We start from the raw sequence: 16817 nt of genomic DNA, 5'->3' as shown, positions 1-16817 counted from the left end.
GCCGCTTCATCAAGGCGGCACTACGCCCGCGCGACGCGCGTGCCCCGTTCGCGCCTCACGCCTCGAATTCGACCAGCAGGTCCTTGGCGTCGATCTGCGCGCCCGGGGTCACATGCACGGCCTTCACCACCGCGTCGCGCTCGGCGTTGATGCCGGTTTCCATCTTCATCGCCTCGATGGTCAGCAAGAGCTCGCCCTTCTTCACCGCCGCCCCCGCCTTGGCCGCCACGGTCGCCACCACGCCGGGCATCGGTGCGCCGACATGCGCCGGATTGCCCGCCTCGGCCTTGGGATGCGCCGCGCGGGTCGCCTGCACCTTGCGGTCGGGCACGCGGATGGTGCGCGGCTGGCCGTTGAGGTCGAAAAACACCTTGGCCTCGCCCTCGTCGTTGGTCTCGCTGATCGCCTGCAGGCGGATTTCCAGGGTCTTGCCGGGGTCGATCTCGGCGGTGATCTCCTCGCCCGGTTCCATGCCGTAAAAGAACGTCCGGGTCGGCAGGCTGCGCACCGGGCCGTAGGTCTTGTGGCGCTCGGCATAATCCGAGAACACCTTGGGATACATCAGGTAGCCGTTCAGATCCTCGTCGTCGAGCTTCACCTCCAGCTTGGCCTCGGCCTCGGCGCGCACCGCGTTCAGGTCGACCGGGGCCAGCTTCTTGCCCGGCCGTTCGGTCGACGGTTTCTTGCCCTTCAGCACCTTCTTGACGATGCCATCGGGAAACCCGCCCGGCGGTTGTCCGAGGTTGCCCGACAGCATGTCGATCACCGAATCCGGGAACGACACGTCGACCTTGGGGTCCTCGACCTGGGCGCGGGTCAGGTTCTGGCTGACCATCATCAGCGCCATGTCGCCCACAACCTTCGAGGACGGCGTGACCTTGACGATATCGCCGAACATCAGGTTCACGTCGGCATAGGCCTGCGCCACCTCGTGCCAGCGTTCTTCGAGACCGAGCGAGCGCGCCTGCGCCTTGAGGTTGGTGAACTGCCCGCCCGGCATTTCGTGCAGGTAGACCTCGGAGGCCGGTGCCTGCAGCCCCGCCTCGAAGGCCGCGTATTGCCCGCGCACCGCCTCCCAGTAGTTCGAGATCTCGCGGATCGCGGCGATATCCAGCCCGGTGTCGCGGTCGGTATGGGCCAGCGCGGCCACGATCGAGCCAAGGCAGGGCTGCGAGGTGGCGCCGGAAAACGCGTCCATCGCGGCGTCGACCGCGTCGACACCGGCCTCCACCGCCGCCAGCACCGAGGCCGCCGCGATGCCCGACGTGTCGTGGGTGTGGAAATGGATCGGCAGCCCGACCGCGTCCTTCAACGCCGCGATCAGCGCGCGCGCGGCGGGGGGCTTCATCAGCCCGGCCATGTCCTTCAGCCCCAGCACATGCGCGCCGGCCGCCTCAAGCTCGCGGGCCATGCCGACGTAATACTTGATGTCGTATTTCGCCCTGTCCGGGTCGAGCACGTCGCCGGTGTAGCAGATCGTGCCTTCGCAGACCTTTTCGGCCTCGATCACCGCGTCCATCGCCACGCGCATGTTCTCGACCCAGTTGAGGCTGTCGAACACACGAAACACGTCGACGCCGGATTTCGCCGCCTGCGCGACGAAGCTTTGCACGACGTTGTCGGGGTAGTTGGTGTATCCGACCCCGTTCGAGGCGCGCAGCAGCATCTGGGTCATGATGTTGGGCATCTGGGCGCGGATGTCGCGCAGCCGCTGCCACGGGCATTCCTGCAGGAACCGATAGGCAACGTCGAAGGTCGCACCGCCCCAGCATTCGACCGAGAAAAGCTGCGGCAGGTTCGCACCGTAGGCCCGCGCGATGCGGATCATGTCGATGGAGCGCATCCGGGTGGCCAGAAGCGACTGGTGCCCGTCGCGCATTGTCGTATCGGTGACAAGCACTTGCCTCTGGGCCTTCATCCAGTCCGCCACCGCCTTTGGGCCTTTTTCGTCCAGCAGTTGCCGGGTGCCCGGCGGCGGCGTCTCGCTGCGCAACTCGGGGCAGCGCGGCGGTTTCAGGTCGGATTTGGGCGTGACGCGGCCCAGCGTCTCGGGGTGACCGTTGACCGAGATATCGGCGATATAGGTCAGGATCTTGGTGGCCCGGTCGCGTTGTTCGGGGAAGTCGAACAGCTCCGGGGTCTCGTCGATGAAGCGGGTGGAGTATTCGTTGTTCAGAAACGTCGGGTGGCGCAGCAGGTTCGTGACGAAGGCGATGTTGGTCGACACGCCCCGGATGCGAAACTCGCGCAAGGCCCGGTCCATCCGCGCGATGGCCTGCTGCGGCGTCTGGCCATGTGCCGTCACCTTGACCAGCAGCGAATCGTAGAACCGCGTGATCACCGAGCCGGGATAGGCGGTGCCGCCGTCCAGCCGGATGCCCATGCCGGTCGCGGTGCGATAGGCGGTCAGGCGGCCATAGTCGGGGATGAAGTTGTTCTGCGGGTCCTCGGTGGTGATGCGGCATTGCAGCGCGTGGCCGTGCAGCTTCACGTCATACTGGCTGGCCACCCCGGTTGCCTCGGTCAGACTCTTGCCCTCGGTGATCAGGATCTGGGCGCGCACGATGTCGATGCCGGTGACCTCCTCGGTCACGGTGTGCTCGACCTGGACGCGCGGGTTGACCTCGATGAAGTAGAACTTGCCGGTTTCCATATCCATCAGGAACTCGACGGTGCCCGCGCAGGTGTAGTTCACGTGCTCGCAGATCTTGCGGCCCAGGTTGCAGATCTCCTCGCGCTGGGCATCCGACAGATAGGGCGCGGGCGCGCGCTCGACGACCTTCTGGTTGCGGCGTTGGACCGAGCAGTCACGCTCCCACAAATGATAGATATTGCCCTGGGTGTCGCCCAGGATCTGCACCTCGACATGGCGCGCGCGGGTGATCATCTTTTCCAGATAGCCCTCGCCGTTGCCGAACGCCGCCTCGGCTTCGCGCCGGCCCTCGCGCACCTTTTCCTCAAGCTCGTCCTCGGAATTGATCGGGCGCATGCCGCGTCCGCCCCCGCCCCACGACGCCTTGAGCATGAGGGGATAGCCGATCTTGGCGGCCTCGGCGCGGATCGCGTCCATGTCGTCGCCCAGCACCTCGGTGGCGGGGATCACCGGTACGCCCGCCTCGATCGCGACGCGCCGCGCCGAGGCCTTGTCGCCCAGCTTGCGCATGGTGGCGGCGCTGGGGCCGATGAAGGCGATGCCGGCCTCGTCGCAGGCATCGACGAAATCGGGGTTTTCGCTGAGCAGGCCATAGCCCGGGTGGATCGCATCGGCGCCGCTTTCCTTTGCGACGCGGATGATCTCGGGGATCGACAGGTAGGCCGCGACCGGCCCCAGCCCCTCGCCGATCCGATAGGCCTCGTCGGCCTTGAACCGGTGCAGGCCCAGCTTGTCCTCCTCGGCATAGACCGCGACGGTGCGCTTGCCCATCTCGTTGGCCGCGCGCAGGATCCGGATCGCGATCTCGCCCCGGTTGGCGACAAGAATCTTCTGGAATTCCGGCATGGTCTTCTCCCCTCGGCCTGTCGGATGGTGCCGAATTCGTAGGGGATGCTGCATTGCGGCGCAAGAGGGCGCGCAGACGCCCTGAAACATTTGTGCAAGGATTGCGCGATGCCCGGGCCCGGCCGCGTGGGGCCGGGGCTATTCCGGCTGCGGCTCCATCCGGCTGGCCAACTGGATTTCCTCGAGCACCAGCGCGAAGGCAAGCCCGACCAGCGCCAGCCCGGCGGCGATCAGGAAGATCGGCTGGATGGCATGCGCCACCGCCTCGCCGATGGCCGCCTGCGTGGCCTCGGGCAGGGCGGCCAGCGTTCTCGGCCCGATCTCGAAACCCGCGCCGCCGCCGGGGATCGCTCCGCCCGCCGCTGCGTCGCCCGCCAGCCGGGCCGCGAACAGCGCCCCGAAGCCCGCCACCGCGACCGATCCGCCGACCTGCCGGAACATCAGCCCCGCCGCCGTGGCGGTGCCGATCTGGCTGCGTGCCACCGCGTTCTGGACCGAAGTGGTCAACACCGGGAAGATCGCACCCATCCCCAACCCGACCACCGACAGCCGAAGCGAGAACGACAGCGTCGAGGTCGCGGGGGTGATCCCGCTCAGCAGCAGATAGCCCGCCGCCACCAGCCCCAGCCCGAGGATCGGCAACGCCTTGTAACGGCCCGTGCTGCTCATGAACCGGCCCGCGGCGAGCGAGCTGAACAGGATGCCGGCGGTCATCGGCAGCAGCATCAGCCCGGACAGCGTCGGGGACACGCCCTTGGCGATCTGCAGGAAGATCGGCAGGAACGTCACGCCGCCCAGCATCGCGGCCCCGACCACGGTGCTCAGAACCGAGGTGACCCAGAACACGTTCATGCGAAACAGGCCAAGCGGGATCACCGGCTCGTCCGCGCGCCGCTCGATGGCCAGGAAGGCCAGCGCCGCAACCACGGCCAGAACCGCCAGCCCGATCACCTGCACCGAACCCCAGGGATAGGTCGCTCCGCCCAGGCTGGTGGCCAGCGTCAGCGAAGCCAGCGCCACCGTCAGCGCCGCCGCCCCGGCCCAGTCGATCTTGTGCGTGACGCGCTTGCCGGTGGCCTTGAAGGCGGTGCCGAACATCAGAACCGCAGCCAGCCCGACCGGCACGTTGATGTAGAAGATCCAGTGCCAGGTAAAGACCTCGACGAACAGCCCGCCGATCAGCGGGCCGATCACCGCGGCGATCGAGAAGGTGGCGGCGAACACGCCCTGCACCTTGCCGCGATCTTTCGGCGGGATCACGTCACCGATCACCGACAGCGCTAGCACAAAGAGCCCGCCACCGCCCAGCCCCTGGATGGCGCGCGACAGGATCAGCCAGGTCATCGAGTTGGCCGCGCCGCACAGCGCCGAGCCGACCAGGAACAGCCCGACCGAGGTGAACACCATGTTGCGCCGGCCATAGAGGTCGCCCAGCTTGCCATAGAGAGGTGCGGCGATGGTCGAGGCCAGGATATAGGCCGTCACCACCCAGGACAGATGCTCCAGCCCGCCAAGATCGGCCACGATGGTCGGCAGCGCGGTCGATACGATGGTCTGATCAAGCGCCGCCAGCATCAAAAGCAGGCCGATCGACAGGATGATCATGCGCACGATGCGCGGCTCGTATTCGGGGAAAGCGGCCTGCGATTGCGGGGAAGGGGTCTGCGGTTCGGTCATCGGGCGTCCTGTCAATTTGTCGCAGGTCTACGCCCGCGGCAATATATATGTCAACCGCACATATATGTGACCAACAATGAGTTGACGGGCGCAGGAAGTGTTGCGATATCGACGCCATGTCAGACCCGCACCGCAGATCGCTTGGCCGTGTTGACCTGCTCGAAGACAGCGGGCTTTCGCCCCTGTCGCAGGAGGCGCTGCTCGATCTGGAGCAGACGTTTTTCCAGTGGCATCGCCGGGTTCTGAAGGGCGAGTTGACCGGGCGGCTTCTGGCCGAAAGCGGCCATCAGGTCGAACCGGGGCAGTTTCACGGCCTGACCGCGGTGGCGCGCATCGCCGCCGGCATCGGGCGCGACGCGCCGACCGATCCGACCGTGGGGCTTTTGGCCGAGGAAATGGCGATCGACCCGTCGCGGGCGTCGCGCGTCGCCTCGGACCTGATCGCGCAAGGCTTTGTCCGGCGCGAGGCGGCACAGGACGACGGCCGCAAGACGGTGCTTTGCCTGACCGCGGCAGGCCGGGCGGTGCTCGAAGACATGCGCGACCGCAAATGGCGGCATTTCGTGCGCGTCTTCTCGCGCTGGAACGAGGACGAGATCGCCTGTTTCGCCCGCCTGTTCACCCGCTACGCCCAGGACATCATGGGCGACGACGAGGGCTGAGCCACGCGACGCGTTGCAGGCGCGGTGGCTGAACCCGGCGCAGAATGGTGCGGAACATTCATCGAACACCTTTCCCTCGCCCGCCACCGGCGCTATCTTGCCCGCCATGACCCTGCCCGACGATCCCAACGCCCCTGCGCCCTCCGGCCCGAGCCTTTCCGCACGCGCCATGGCCGCCCGTCCCGCGCCCTATCTCGACGACCTCAACCCGGCCCAGCGCGAGGCGGTCGAGGCGCTGGATGGCCCGGTCCTGATGCTGGCGGGCGCGGGCACCGGCAAGACCAAGGCGCTGACCACCCGGATCGCGCATCTTCTGCACACCGGCACCTGCCGCACCAACGAGATCCTCGCCGTCACCTTTACCAACAAGGCCGCGCGCGAGATGAAGGAGCGGGTTGCCCGCAACCTCGGCCAGAGCGTCGAGGGGATGCCGTGGCTCGGCACCTTCCACGCGATCTGCGTCAAGCTCCTGCGCCGTCACGCCGAACTGGTCGGGCTGAAGTCGAACTTCACCATCCTCGACACCGACGACCAGATCCGGCTGTTGAAACAACTGATCATTGCCGAGAACATCGACGACAAGCGCTGGCCCGCGCGCATGTTGGCCGGGATCATCGACAACTGGAAAAACCGCGCCTGGACGCCGGACAAGGTGCCCGCCGCCGAGGCGGGTGCCTTCAACAATCGTGGCACCGAGCTTTACGAGGCCTACCAGCGCCGCCTGCGCGAGTTGAACGCGGTCGATTTCGGCGACCTGCTCCTGCACGTCGTCCACATCTTCCAGACCCGCCCGGACGTGCTCGAGCAATACCAGAACTGGTTTCGCTATATCCTTGTCGACGAATACCAGGACACCAACGTCGCCCAGTATCTCTGGCTGCGCCTGCTTGCCGCCAAGCACAAGAACATCTGCTGCGTCGGTGACGACGACCAGTCGATCTATGGCTGGCGCGGCGCCGAGGTGGGCAACATCCTGCGGTTTGAAAAGGATTTTCCCGGCGCCAAGGTGATCCGGCTGGAACAGAACTACCGCTCGACCCCGCATATCCTTGCCGCCGCCGCCGGCGTGATCCGGGGCAACCAGGACCGGCTGGGCAAGGAGTTGTGGACCGAGGCGACCGAGGGCGAAAAGGTCCGCCTGATCGGCCATTGGGACGGCGAGGAAGAGGCGCGCTGGGTCGGTGACGAGATCGAGGCGATGGCGCAGGGTACGCGCGGCATGGCGCCGATGGGGCTGGATTCAATGGCCATCCTGGTGCGCGCCAGCCACCAGATGCGCGCCTTCGAGGATCGGTTCCTGACCATCGGTCTGCCCTACCGGGTGATCGGCGGCCCGCGTTTCTATGAACGCATGGAAATCCGCGACGCGATGGCCTATTTCCGCCTCGCCGTCAGCCCCGAGGACGACCTGGCCTTCGAGCGTATCGTCAACACGCCGCGACGGGGGCTGGGCGACAAGGCGGTGCAGACAATCCGTAAGAAAGATAGCGAATCTGCCGTTTCGATGGTTGAACGCGCTCGCCGGTGCTGTGAAGAAAAGCTCCTCAGCGGCAGAGGGCTCAAGGAGCTGACGAGGCTCGTCAATGCTATCGACCTTTGGCATTATTTGGTGAGAAATGCGGGTGAGAAGATCGAAGTTTCAAAGCAACAGGCCGCAATTCTAGAGCTTGAAACGGAGGTCGAACAGCTTTCGACCGAGGTGGATTTGTTCACTGCGCCTGATTACGCCGAGGAACTAACAGAGAAGGAACGCGAGTCCGAAATTCTGAAACTCCAAGTGCAAATTGAGCAGTGTCAGTCCAGAATAGAGCTGCTTCAAAGATTTGTATCGATCCTGAATGGCGACCACATTCTTCTGGCCGAGATGATCCTCGACGAGTCCGGCTACACCGGGTTCTGGCAGAACGACAAGACGCCGGAGGCGCCGGGGCGGCTGGAGAACCTCAAGGAACTGGTCAAGGCGCTGGAGCAGTTCGAGAATCTGCAGGGCTTTCTCGAACACGTCAGCCTGATCATGGACAACCAGACCGAGGAGGCGGGCGAAAAGGTCACCATCATGACGCTGCACGCCGCCAAGGGGCTGGAATACCCCGCCGTGTTCCTGCCGGGGTGGGAGGACGGGCTGTTTCCCTCGCAACGCTCGATGGACGAAAGCGGCCTCAAGGGTCTCGAGGAAGAACGCCGGCTGGCCTATGTCGGCATCACCCGCGCCGAGGAGCTTTGCACCATCTCCTTTGCCGCCAACCGCCGCGTCTATGGCCAGTGGCAAAGCCAGTTGCCCTCGCGCTTCATCGACGAACTGCCCGAGGAGCATGTCGAGGTGCTCACACCCCCCGGCCTTTACGGCGGTGGCTACGGCGCGGCGGGGGGCATGTCATCGCGGCTCGAGGAGCGCGCGGCGCGGGCGGATGCCTACAATTCGCCGGGCTGGCGGCGGATGCAGTCCCACGGCGCGGCCCGCCAGACCCAAAGCCCGAGCGAGGCGCGCAACCTGGTGATCGACGCGACGGCGATTTCCACGTTCACCAAGGGCGACCGGGTGTTTCACCAGAAATTCGGCTACGGCACGGTGATGGGGATCGAGGGCGACAAGCTTGATATCGAGTTCGACAAGGCGGGCGCGAAAAAGGTCGTCGCGCGCTTCATCAAGCCCGCCGACCGCGCCGACGACGACGTGCCGTTCTGACACGCCGTCGCCGCAGGCGCAGTAGGGGTCAGACGAGCCCGCCGTCGATCAGCGATTTCGCCAGCGCCCGGTAGGCTTCGGCCACCGGCCCGTCGCCCAGCGCGATCGGAATGCCGGCATCGCCCGCCGTGCGCACTTCGCGCGCCAGCGGGATCTCTCCCATGAACGGCAGTCCGGTCTTTTCGGCCTCGGCGCGCACGCCGCCCTGGCCGAAGATATGGTCCTCGTGGCCGCAGTTCGGGCAGATATAGGTGGACATGTTCTCGATCAGCCCGAGCACCGGCACATGCACCTTCTGGAACATGTCGAGCGCCTTGTGCGCGTCGATCAGCGCCACGTCCTGCGGCGTCGAGACCACCAGCGCGCCGGTCATCTTGACCTTCTGCGCCAGCGTCAACTGCACGTCGCCGGTTCCGGGCGGCAGGTCGATCAACAGCACGTCAAGCTCGCCCCAAGTGACCTTGAACAGGAACTGCTGCAAGGTGCCGGTCAGCATCGGGCCGCGCCAGACCACCGCCTGGTCGGGGTCGAGAAACAGCCCGATCGAGATCAGCTTGACGCCATGCGCCTCGACCGGCTCCATTACCTTGCCATCGGCGCTTTGCGGCCGGTCATTGGTGCCCATCATCAGGGGCTGCGACGGGCCGAGCACGTCGGCATCGAGCAGCCCGACCTTCTTGCCCTGCGCGGCCAGCGCGACGGCCAGGTTCGAGGTCACGGTGGATTTGCCGACCCCGCCCTTGCCCGAGGCGATGGCGATCACCTTCTTGACGCCGGGCACCGCTTCGGGGCCCTGCTGCGGGGTCGGGTGGCCGCCGACGCGCAGTTGCGGCGCTTCGCCGGACGGGGCAGGGCGGGCCGACCCCGATCCGCCGCCGGCGCTGTGTGCGGTCAGGATCACCGAGACCTTCTCGACCCCCGCCAGCGCCGCCACCACCGTCTCGGCGGCCTTGCGCTGCGGCTCCATCCGGGCCGCAAGATCGGCGCTGGGGGCCTCGATCACGAAGCTGATGCTGCCGCCGTCGATGGTGAGGGCGCGAATCATGTCGCGCGAAGCCAGGTCGCCCCCGTCGGGCAACGCCACGGTGGCGAGCGCCGAGAGGATGTTGTCGCGCGTCTGGGTCATCAAGGTCTCCGATCCGGTCAGGTCTTTTTACCGCCCCAATACATGAGCGTTTCCGTCGTGATCGCAAGGGTCATATGCGCACAGACGCATCTGTTCAGGGCGATCCGGGGCGATTTCCTGTTAGCGCTCGAAAATAGGTCAGCAACACGTATGCAAATTCTGCATAGCGGCATTGTGAGCGCGGGGTATTGTGCAAGTGCAGCATATGCCCCATCTTCCCCTCAACAGCGCGACGACAGCGCTAACAGAGGCGCCCCGCGGAAGGGGCAGCAGAGAAAAAAAGGAAAAGAAAAAAATGGCTTACGCATCGCATATCCAGGGTGCCCGGCACGGGTTCTTCGGCCGCGTTGACGCCGTCGTGAAATCTTTTGCCGAGGCCCGCGCCCAGCGCCGGGTCTACCGCCAGACCCTGAACGAGTTGCGCGACCTGACGAGCCGTGACCTCGCCGACTTGGGCATTGCCCGCTCCGAGATCCCGTTCATCGCGCGCGAGGCCGCCTACGGCAAGGCCTGAGAGTTTCCGGGCATCCTCTCCTCCTCCCGGGATGCCCACAGACCCGGCCGGCGCTTCCTCCTCCCTGCGCCGTGACGGGTCGAAAATCCGGGCACGTCTTCTCCTCCCTGACGTGTCCGCGACCTGCCGGCGGCCCTACCTCCTCCCGGGGCCGCCGGCAGGGTCAGAGATCGGACGCGCCCTACCTCCTCCCGGGGTCAGCGTCCGGACCCGACCCGGCCCTTCCTCCTCCCCGGGCCGGCAAGGACGCAAAGGGCTTTCCCTCCCGAAGGCCAGTTGCAGATGAACGGCGTCGCCCACCTCCTCCCGGGCGACGCCGTTTTTTTGTGCCCGTCCGATCAGTCGGCAGCGCCGAGGATGCGCGCCACCATCTCGCCACTGTCCGAACTCAGCCCCGGAGTCCGTGCGATGCCTTCGAGCGCGCCGCGAATCATCTGCTTGCGGTCGCCGTCATAGCGCCGCCAGGTCTCGAATGCCGTGGTCATGCGCGCCGCGATCTGCGGATTCACCGGGTCGAGCCGCGCGATCCACTCCGCCATCAGCCGATAGCCCGAGCCATCCGCCGCATGAAACCCCGCCGGGTTCATCGCCAGCGCCCCGAACACGGCCCGGAACCGGTTGGGGTTCTTCATGTTGAAATCGGGATGCCGGCTCAGCCGCTCGGCGATGGACACCGCGTCGCCGGGGGCGGCATGCACGATCTGGGTGGTGAACCACTTGTCCAGCACCAGCGCATCGTCCTGCCAACGTGCATGGAACGCCGCCAGCGCCGCCTCGGCCCGTCCGGCCTCGATCAGGCAACCCAGCGATCCCAGCGACAGCGTCATGTTGTCGGCAACCGCATGGACCGCCTCGGCCTCGGCCCCGCCATCCAGCCGCGTGGTCAGGTCGAGCAGCCCGAGGCGCAGCGCCCGCTTGCCCGATTGTTCCGCATCCGGGGCATAGGGCGCATCGATCGTCATCTCGGCGGCAAGACGCGGGATGATGTCCTGCAGGTGCTCTGCGGCCTGCTGTTTCAGGGTTTCGGCGGCATCGTGGATGCGGTCGGGGTCCGGGCTGTGGCCGGCGTCGAACAGGGTCTGGGCGATGTCGTCCTCGCCGGGCTGGCGCAGCGCGAGCGCCTTGAACGCCGGGTCCGCGCCCTCGTCGCGCAATAAGGCGGCCAGCGCGTCGAGATAGGGGCGCTCCGGCCCGTCGCGCCCGGTGACCTTGGCGGTCAGCACGTCCTTGGCCAGCGCGCGTCCCGCCTCCCACCGGTTGAACGGGTCGGTGTCGTGGGCCAGCAGAAAGGCGCGTTCCTCGGCGCTGGTGTCGCGGGTCAGGATCACCGGCGCGGAAAACCCGCGCAACAGCGACGGGATCGGTTTCGCCGCCAGACCCTCGAAGGCAAAGCTCTGTTCGGCCTCGGTCACTTCCAGCACCCGCGTCGGGACCACCTCGTCGCCGTTGGGGTTCAGAAGCCCGACCGCCACCGGGATCAGCATCGGTTTCTTGTCCGTCTGGCCCGGCGTGTCGGGCGTTTGCTGTTTGATCGTCAGGGTATAGGTGCCCTCCGCGAAATCATCCGTGACGGTCAGGCGCGGCGTGCCGGCCTGCTTGTACCACAGCCGGAACTGCGACAGGTCGCGCCCGGTGGTGTCCTCGAACACCTTGAGCCAGTCGTCGATGGTGCAGGCCTGCCCATCGTGACGGTCGAAATAGAGGTCGAGCGCGCGCCGCCAGTCGTCGTCCCCGACCAGCGCCTTGAGCATCCGAATCACCTCGGCACCCTTTTCATAGACCGTGGCGGTGTAGAAATTGTTGATCTCGACAAAACTGTCGGGCTGCACCTGATGCGCCAGCGGGCCGTTGTCCTCGCGAAACTGCCGGCCGCGCAGCGCCATCACGTCCTCGATCCGGCTGACCGCCGCCGAGCGCATGTCGGCGGTGAACTGCTGGTCGCGAAACACCGTCAGCCCCTCTTTCAGCGAGAGCTGGAACCAGTCGCGGCAGGTGATCCGGTTGCCGGTCCAGTTGTGGAAATACTCATGCGCGATGATCGCCTCGATACGTTCGAAATTTGCATCTGTAGAGGTCTCGGGGCTGGCCAGAACCGCGGACGTGTTGAAAATGTTCAAGCCCTTGTTTTCCATCGCCCCCATGTTGAAGTCCGAGACGGCGACGATCTGGAAGATGTCGAGGTCGTATTCGCGCCCGTAAACCTCCTCGTCCCAGCGCATGGATTTCTTCAGCGCCTCCATGCCGAAGGCGGTCTTGCCCTCGTCGCCCCTGCGCGTCCAGAGCCTGAGCGCGACCTCCTTGCCCGACATGGTGACAAAGCTGTCCTCGCGCGCCACCAGGTCGCCCGCGACCAGCGCGAACAGATAGGCTGGTTTCGGCCAGGGGTCGGTCCATTCCGCCCAGCCACGGCCCTCGCCGGTGGGGTTGCCGTTGGACAGCATCACCGGCGCGTCCCCCTCGATGCGCACGGTGAAGGGCGCCATCACGTCGGGGCGGTCGGGGTAGTAGGTGATCTTGCGAAACCCCTCGGCCTCGCATTGCGTGCAATACATGCCGTTCGACATGTAGAGCCCTTCGAGCGCGGTGTTGCCCGCCGGGTCGATCTCGACCTCCGCCTCCCAGGTGAATGGCGCGTCGGGCACCGCGCAGGTCAGGCCGGCCTCGGTGATCTCGGGCGTCACCTCGGCCCCGTCGATCGTCGCGCGGATCAGGGTAAGCTCTTGCCCATGCAGGAAAAAGTCGCGCGACTTGGCATCGGGATTCGGCACGAACCGGATGCGCGAGATCACCCGCGTCGCCGACGGGGCCAGTCGGAAGGTCAGGTGCACATCCTCGACCAGATAGGCCGGCGGGGTGTAGTCGGCGAGAAAGATGGTTTGCGGGCTGGCGTCTTTCATGGCGAACCTCTCGGGGAAAATCTGAACAATGTGTCGCGCGCGACGTTATTCCCCTGCCCGGTGGGTCACAAGCCGCGACCCGTCGGGACGGGAAAGGAGGTTCCAGATGTCCGCACCAGACACCAGCGTTGAGCGCCAGAGGCGGCACCACTTGCCCTCGTTGCTGGCGATTGCCTTGTCGGTTCTAGTCGGGGTGGCGATCGGCCTGGCCATCGCCTACAGCGCGATCGACGATGCCGACGCCCCGCCCGAGGGCGCCGTGACCACCGCGCCGAGCGACCCCGAAGCGACGCAATAGGCGCGTCTCAGGTGCCGTAGGCCAGCGCCGCGCCCTTGACCGCCTCGGCGGCTTCGAGCAACGCATCGGCGATGAAATCAAGCTCGGGCCGCGTCAGGCGCACCGGCAGGCGCACGTCGCAGGCCCGCATCAGCATGGCGCGGGTTTGGGGCAGGGGGCCGGGCGCCTCGGGCAGAAAACCCCAGTTCCAGAAGGCGCGGGCGTTGTCCTCGGACAGGCCGAACACCTGCACCGCCACGCCGCGCTCATGCGCCAGACCGGCAAAGGCGCGCACCTCGTCATCGCTCATCCCGACCAGGTTGAATTGGATCGAATCCGGCGCGCGGGTCTCGGGGCCAAGCGGGGCCGGCACCTCGATCCAGGGCGACGTGTTCAGCCGTTTCGCCACATGGTCGTGGTTCGCCAGCCCGTCGCGCACCCGGCCCGCCAGCAGCGGCACCTGTGGGCGGATCACCGCCGCCGACAGGTTCGACAGCCGCGTGTTGAACAGCGGCAGGCGGTTCTGCCAGCGCATGAACGCCTCTTCCAGCTCGGGGTCGTTCTGGCCGCGCGGCCCGCGGTGTTTCTTCCAGTTGTGCTCATAGGCGCCCGACATGATCACCGCGCGCGCCATCGTGTCGGCATCGTCGCCGATCAGCATCCCGCCCTCGCCCGCGTTCAGCATCTTGTAGGACTGGAAGGAAAACGCGCCCAGCCGCCCGATGGTCCCGATCTTCTGTCCATGCCACAGCGTGCCCAGCGAATGCGCCGCGTCCTCGATCACCGGCACCCCGGCGGCCTCGGCCAGTTCCATGATCCGGTCCATGTCCGAGGTGTGGCCGCGCATGTGGCTGATGATCACCGCGCCGATATCGGGCGTCAGCCGGGCCGCGAAATCGTCCATGTCGAGGCGGTAATCGCGCCCGACCTCGACCAGAACCGGCACGCATTCGGCGTGGATCACCGACGACGGCACGGCGGCGAAGGTGAAGGCCGGAAGCAGCACCCGCGTGCCCGCAGGCAGCCCCAGCGCCTTCAGCGCCAGGAACAGCGCCGCCGAACAGGACGACACCGCAAGCGCGTATTTCACCCCCATCGCCTCGGCGAATTCACGCTCAAGCAGCGCCACGGGCGCATCTTCGGGGGCGGTATAGCGAAACAGATCGCCCGATTGCAGCAGCCGGTCGATCTCGGCGCGGGCGGCCTCGGGGATGGGCTCGGCGTCATGAACGTTCGGTGCAGGGGCCATCGTGCGCTCCTTTTCAAGAAATCCGAAACCTCATTTCGGGAAAACTGTAGCAGACAGCCCCGGTGCGGTGAAACGGATTCAGACGTTCAGAAGCAGGTGCTCGCGTTCCCACGGGCTGATGACATGCAGAAACTCGTTATGTTCGGTGCGTTTGACGATGGAATAGACGCGGGCGAATTCGGGGCCGAGGATCTCGTGCATCTGCTTGGCGTCCTCGAACAGATCAAGTGCCGCGCCCAGATCGCGCGGGATCGCCTCTTCGCTGTCATAGGCGTCGCCGCGAAACTGCGCCGAGGGCCGGATCTCGTCGATCACCCCAAGGTATCCCGCCGCCAGGCTCGCCGCGAAGGCGAGGTAGGGGTTGGCGTCCATGCCCGCCAGCCGGTTCTCGACCCGCCGGCTGTCGGGGCCGGACAGCGGAATGCGGATGCCGGTGGTGCGGTTGTCGCGCGCCCATTCCAAGTTGATCGGTGCGGCCGAGTCGCGCACGTAGCGGCGATAGGAATTCACATAGGGCGCCAGCATCGCGATCACCGAGGGCAGGTGCGTCTGCAAGCCGCCGATGAAGTGGAAGAAGGCGTCGGTATCGCCGCCTTGCGGCCCGGAAAACAGGTTCTTGCCGGTCGTGCTGTCGACCAGCGAATGATGGATATGCATGGCCGAGCCCGGCTCGTCCGCGATCGGCTTGGCCATGAAGGTGGCAAAGCAGTCGTGGCGCAGCGCCGCCTCGCGGATCAGGCGCTTGAAATAGAACACCTCGTCGGCCAGCCGGATCGGATCGCCGTGGCGCAGGTTGATCTCGAGCTGGCCTGCGCCGCCCTCCTGAGTGATGCCGTCGATCTCGAAGCCCTGGGCTTCGGCGAAATCGTAGATGTCGTCGATCACCGGCCCGAACTCGTCCACCGCCGTCATCGAATAGGCCTGGCGCGCCGCCGCCGGGCGGCCAGAGCGGCCCATCATCGGCTCGATCTTCTTGGCCGGGTCGAGGTTGCGCGCCACCAGATAGAATTCCATCTCCGGCGCCACCACCGGCGTCCAGCCCTGCTTGCGATACAGATCGACCACCCGCCGGAGCACGTTGCGCGGGCTGTAGGGGATCGGATGCCCGGTCCGGTCATAGGCGTCGTGGATCACCTGAAGCGTCCAGTCGCCGGTCCAGGGCGCCGCGGTGGCGGTGGACATGTCGGGCTTCAGAACCATGTCGCGCTCGATGAAGCCCTCGTCGCCGGCGGCCTCGCTCCAGTCGCCGGTGATGGTCTGGTAGAAGATCGAATCGGGCAGGTGAAAATAATCCTGCCGGGCGAACTTGGCCGCCGGCACCGCTTTTCCGCGCGCGATGCCGGGCAGGTCCGAGATGATGCACTCGACCTCGTCCAGCCGCCGCCCCTCGAGATAGGCGCGTGCCGCCTCGGGCAGGGTCTCGATCCAGTTTTTCGCCGCCATCACTTGGCCCCCTTGCGAAAGAACGCGGCCATGCGTTCGGCCATCTGGTCGTTGGCGGTGGTCTTGGTCAATCCGGCCTTAGCGGCCTCCAGCAACTCGTCGGGCACCGCCTCGCCCCGGTGGTCGATCAGGGCCGCCACCATCTTCGCGTCGAACTCTGGATGCGGCTGCACCGTCAGGATGTTGTCGCCGATCACCAGGGCGGCGTATGGGCAGAAATCGCTCTCGGCGATCACCTGCGCGCCCTCGGGCAGCTCCACCACCTGGTCCTGATGCCAGGCGTTCAGCGCCAGCTCGTCGTCGCCGAAGTCATAGACCTGGCGCCCCACCGACCAGCCGCCGCGAAACTTTTCAACCCGCCCGCCCAGCGCCTGGGCAACGATCTGGTGGCCGAAACACACCCCGATCAACGGCTTGCCGCTGGCCGCGATGTCGCGAATCAGCGCCTCGAGCGGCGCGATCCAGTCGTGATCCTCATAGGCGGCGTGGCGCGAGCCGGTGATCAGCCAGCCATCGGCCTCGCCCGGACCCTTGGGAAACACGCTGTCGACCACGTCGAAGGTCTGGAACTCGAAGTCCTGGCCGTCAAGGAGGCGCTTAAACATGTCCGCATAGTCGCCAAGTGTGCCCCTGACCTCGTCAGGCGCGTGGCCGGTTTGAAGGATGCCGATCCGCATGGTTCACCAATTTGATCAAATTTCCCGGCGAGCCTATCCGAGGCCCCGACAAGCGGCAAGAGGAAGCGTATCCCCTTCATCCTGGGTGAAATACTCTGGGGGAGCGCGTC

General features: G+C 66.2%; 11 protein-coding genes. 4 read left to right on the top strand and 7 right to left on the bottom strand.

Translation table 11 applies throughout. The annotated features are described in order from the left end of the window. Nucleotides 1-55: 55 nt before the first annotated feature. Both FVF75_RS11080 and FVF75_RS11075 read right to left on the bottom strand, forming a co-directional pair. On the bottom strand, nucleotides 56-3499 hold the full coding sequence (locus FVF75_RS11080) for a pyruvate carboxylase (protein ID WP_148378048.1): 3444 nt from the start codon (nucleotides 3497-3499) through the stop codon (nucleotides 56-58). A 138-nt stretch (nucleotides 3500-3637) separates the two neighbouring features. After that, nucleotides 3638-5176 (bottom strand): MDR family MFS transporter, encoded by a 1539-nt coding sequence (locus FVF75_RS11075; protein WP_148378047.1) that lies wholly within the window; start codon nucleotides 5174-5176, stop codon nucleotides 3638-3640. A gap of 116 nt (nucleotides 5177-5292) precedes the next feature. Between FVF75_RS11075 and FVF75_RS11070 the strand changes: the two genes are divergently transcribed. Both FVF75_RS11070 and FVF75_RS11065 read left to right on the top strand, forming a co-directional pair. After that, complete coding sequence (locus FVF75_RS11070) at nucleotides 5293-5838, top strand: MarR family winged helix-turn-helix transcriptional regulator (protein WP_148378046.1); 546 nt, start codon at nucleotides 5293-5295, stop codon at nucleotides 5836-5838. A 106-nt stretch (nucleotides 5839-5944) separates the two neighbouring features. Next, entirely contained in the window at nucleotides 5945-8524 is a 2580-nt protein-coding gene (locus FVF75_RS11065; protein ID WP_148378045.1) for an ATP-dependent helicase, read from the top strand. Nucleotides 8525-8552: 28 nt separating this feature from the next. On the opposite strand, the gene FVF75_RS11060 is transcribed toward FVF75_RS11065, so the two are convergent. Further along, nucleotides 8553-9650, bottom strand: a complete 1098-nt coding sequence (locus FVF75_RS11060) for an Mrp/NBP35 family ATP-binding protein (protein ID WP_148378044.1) — start codon at nucleotides 9648-9650, stop codon at nucleotides 8553-8555. Between the two features lie 295 nt (nucleotides 9651-9945). On the opposite strand from FVF75_RS11060, the gene FVF75_RS11055 reads away from it, so the two are divergent. Continuing rightward, nucleotides 9946-10164 (top strand): DUF1127 domain-containing protein, encoded by a 219-nt coding sequence (locus tag FVF75_RS11055; RefSeq protein ID WP_148378043.1) that lies wholly within the window; start codon nucleotides 9946-9948, stop codon nucleotides 10162-10164. Between the two features lie 338 nt (nucleotides 10165-10502). Here FVF75_RS11055 and pepN read toward each other — a convergent pair whose 3' ends face one another. After that, entirely contained in the window at nucleotides 10503-13061 is a 2559-nt protein-coding gene (pepN, locus tag FVF75_RS11050; protein ID WP_148378042.1) for an aminopeptidase N, read from the bottom strand. A gap of 106 nt (nucleotides 13062-13167) precedes the next feature. Between pepN and FVF75_RS11045 the strand changes: the two genes are divergently transcribed. Beyond that, nucleotides 13168-13359: a hypothetical protein gene (locus FVF75_RS11045; RefSeq protein WP_148378041.1), complete on the top strand. Its 192-nt coding sequence runs from the start codon at nucleotides 13168-13170 to the stop codon at nucleotides 13357-13359. 7 nt (nucleotides 13360-13366) lie between these two features. Here the strand turns inward: FVF75_RS11045 and FVF75_RS11040 are convergent, their stop codons facing one another. From FVF75_RS11040 to FVF75_RS11030, 3 genes are all read right to left on the bottom strand, one after another. After that, the gene (locus tag FVF75_RS11040; protein WP_148378040.1) at nucleotides 13367-14587 is read right to left on the bottom strand and encodes a DegT/DnrJ/EryC1/StrS family aminotransferase; all 1221 of its coding nucleotides are present in this window, start codon (nucleotides 14585-14587) and stop codon (nucleotides 13367-13369) included. A gap of 78 nt (nucleotides 14588-14665) precedes the next feature. Beyond that, complete coding sequence (locus FVF75_RS11035; RefSeq protein ID WP_148378039.1) at nucleotides 14666-16030, bottom strand: glutamine synthetase family protein; 1365 nt, start codon at nucleotides 16028-16030, stop codon at nucleotides 14666-14668. Next, nucleotides 16030-16707, bottom strand: coding sequence for a type 1 glutamine amidotransferase (locus tag FVF75_RS11030; RefSeq protein ID WP_148378038.1), 678 nt, complete (start codon nucleotides 16705-16707; stop codon nucleotides 16030-16032). The genes FVF75_RS11035 and FVF75_RS11030 overlap by 1 nt, the downstream gene beginning before the upstream one ends. Nucleotides 16708-16817 lie beyond the last annotated feature (110 nt).

Origin of the sequence: Maritimibacter fusiformis (assembly GCF_008086115.1) — a bacterium.
Lineage (GTDB): Bacteria > Pseudomonadota > Alphaproteobacteria > Rhodobacterales > Rhodobacteraceae > Muriiphilus > Muriiphilus fusiformis.
This window is presented reverse-complemented; position numbering and strand designations above follow the sequence as displayed.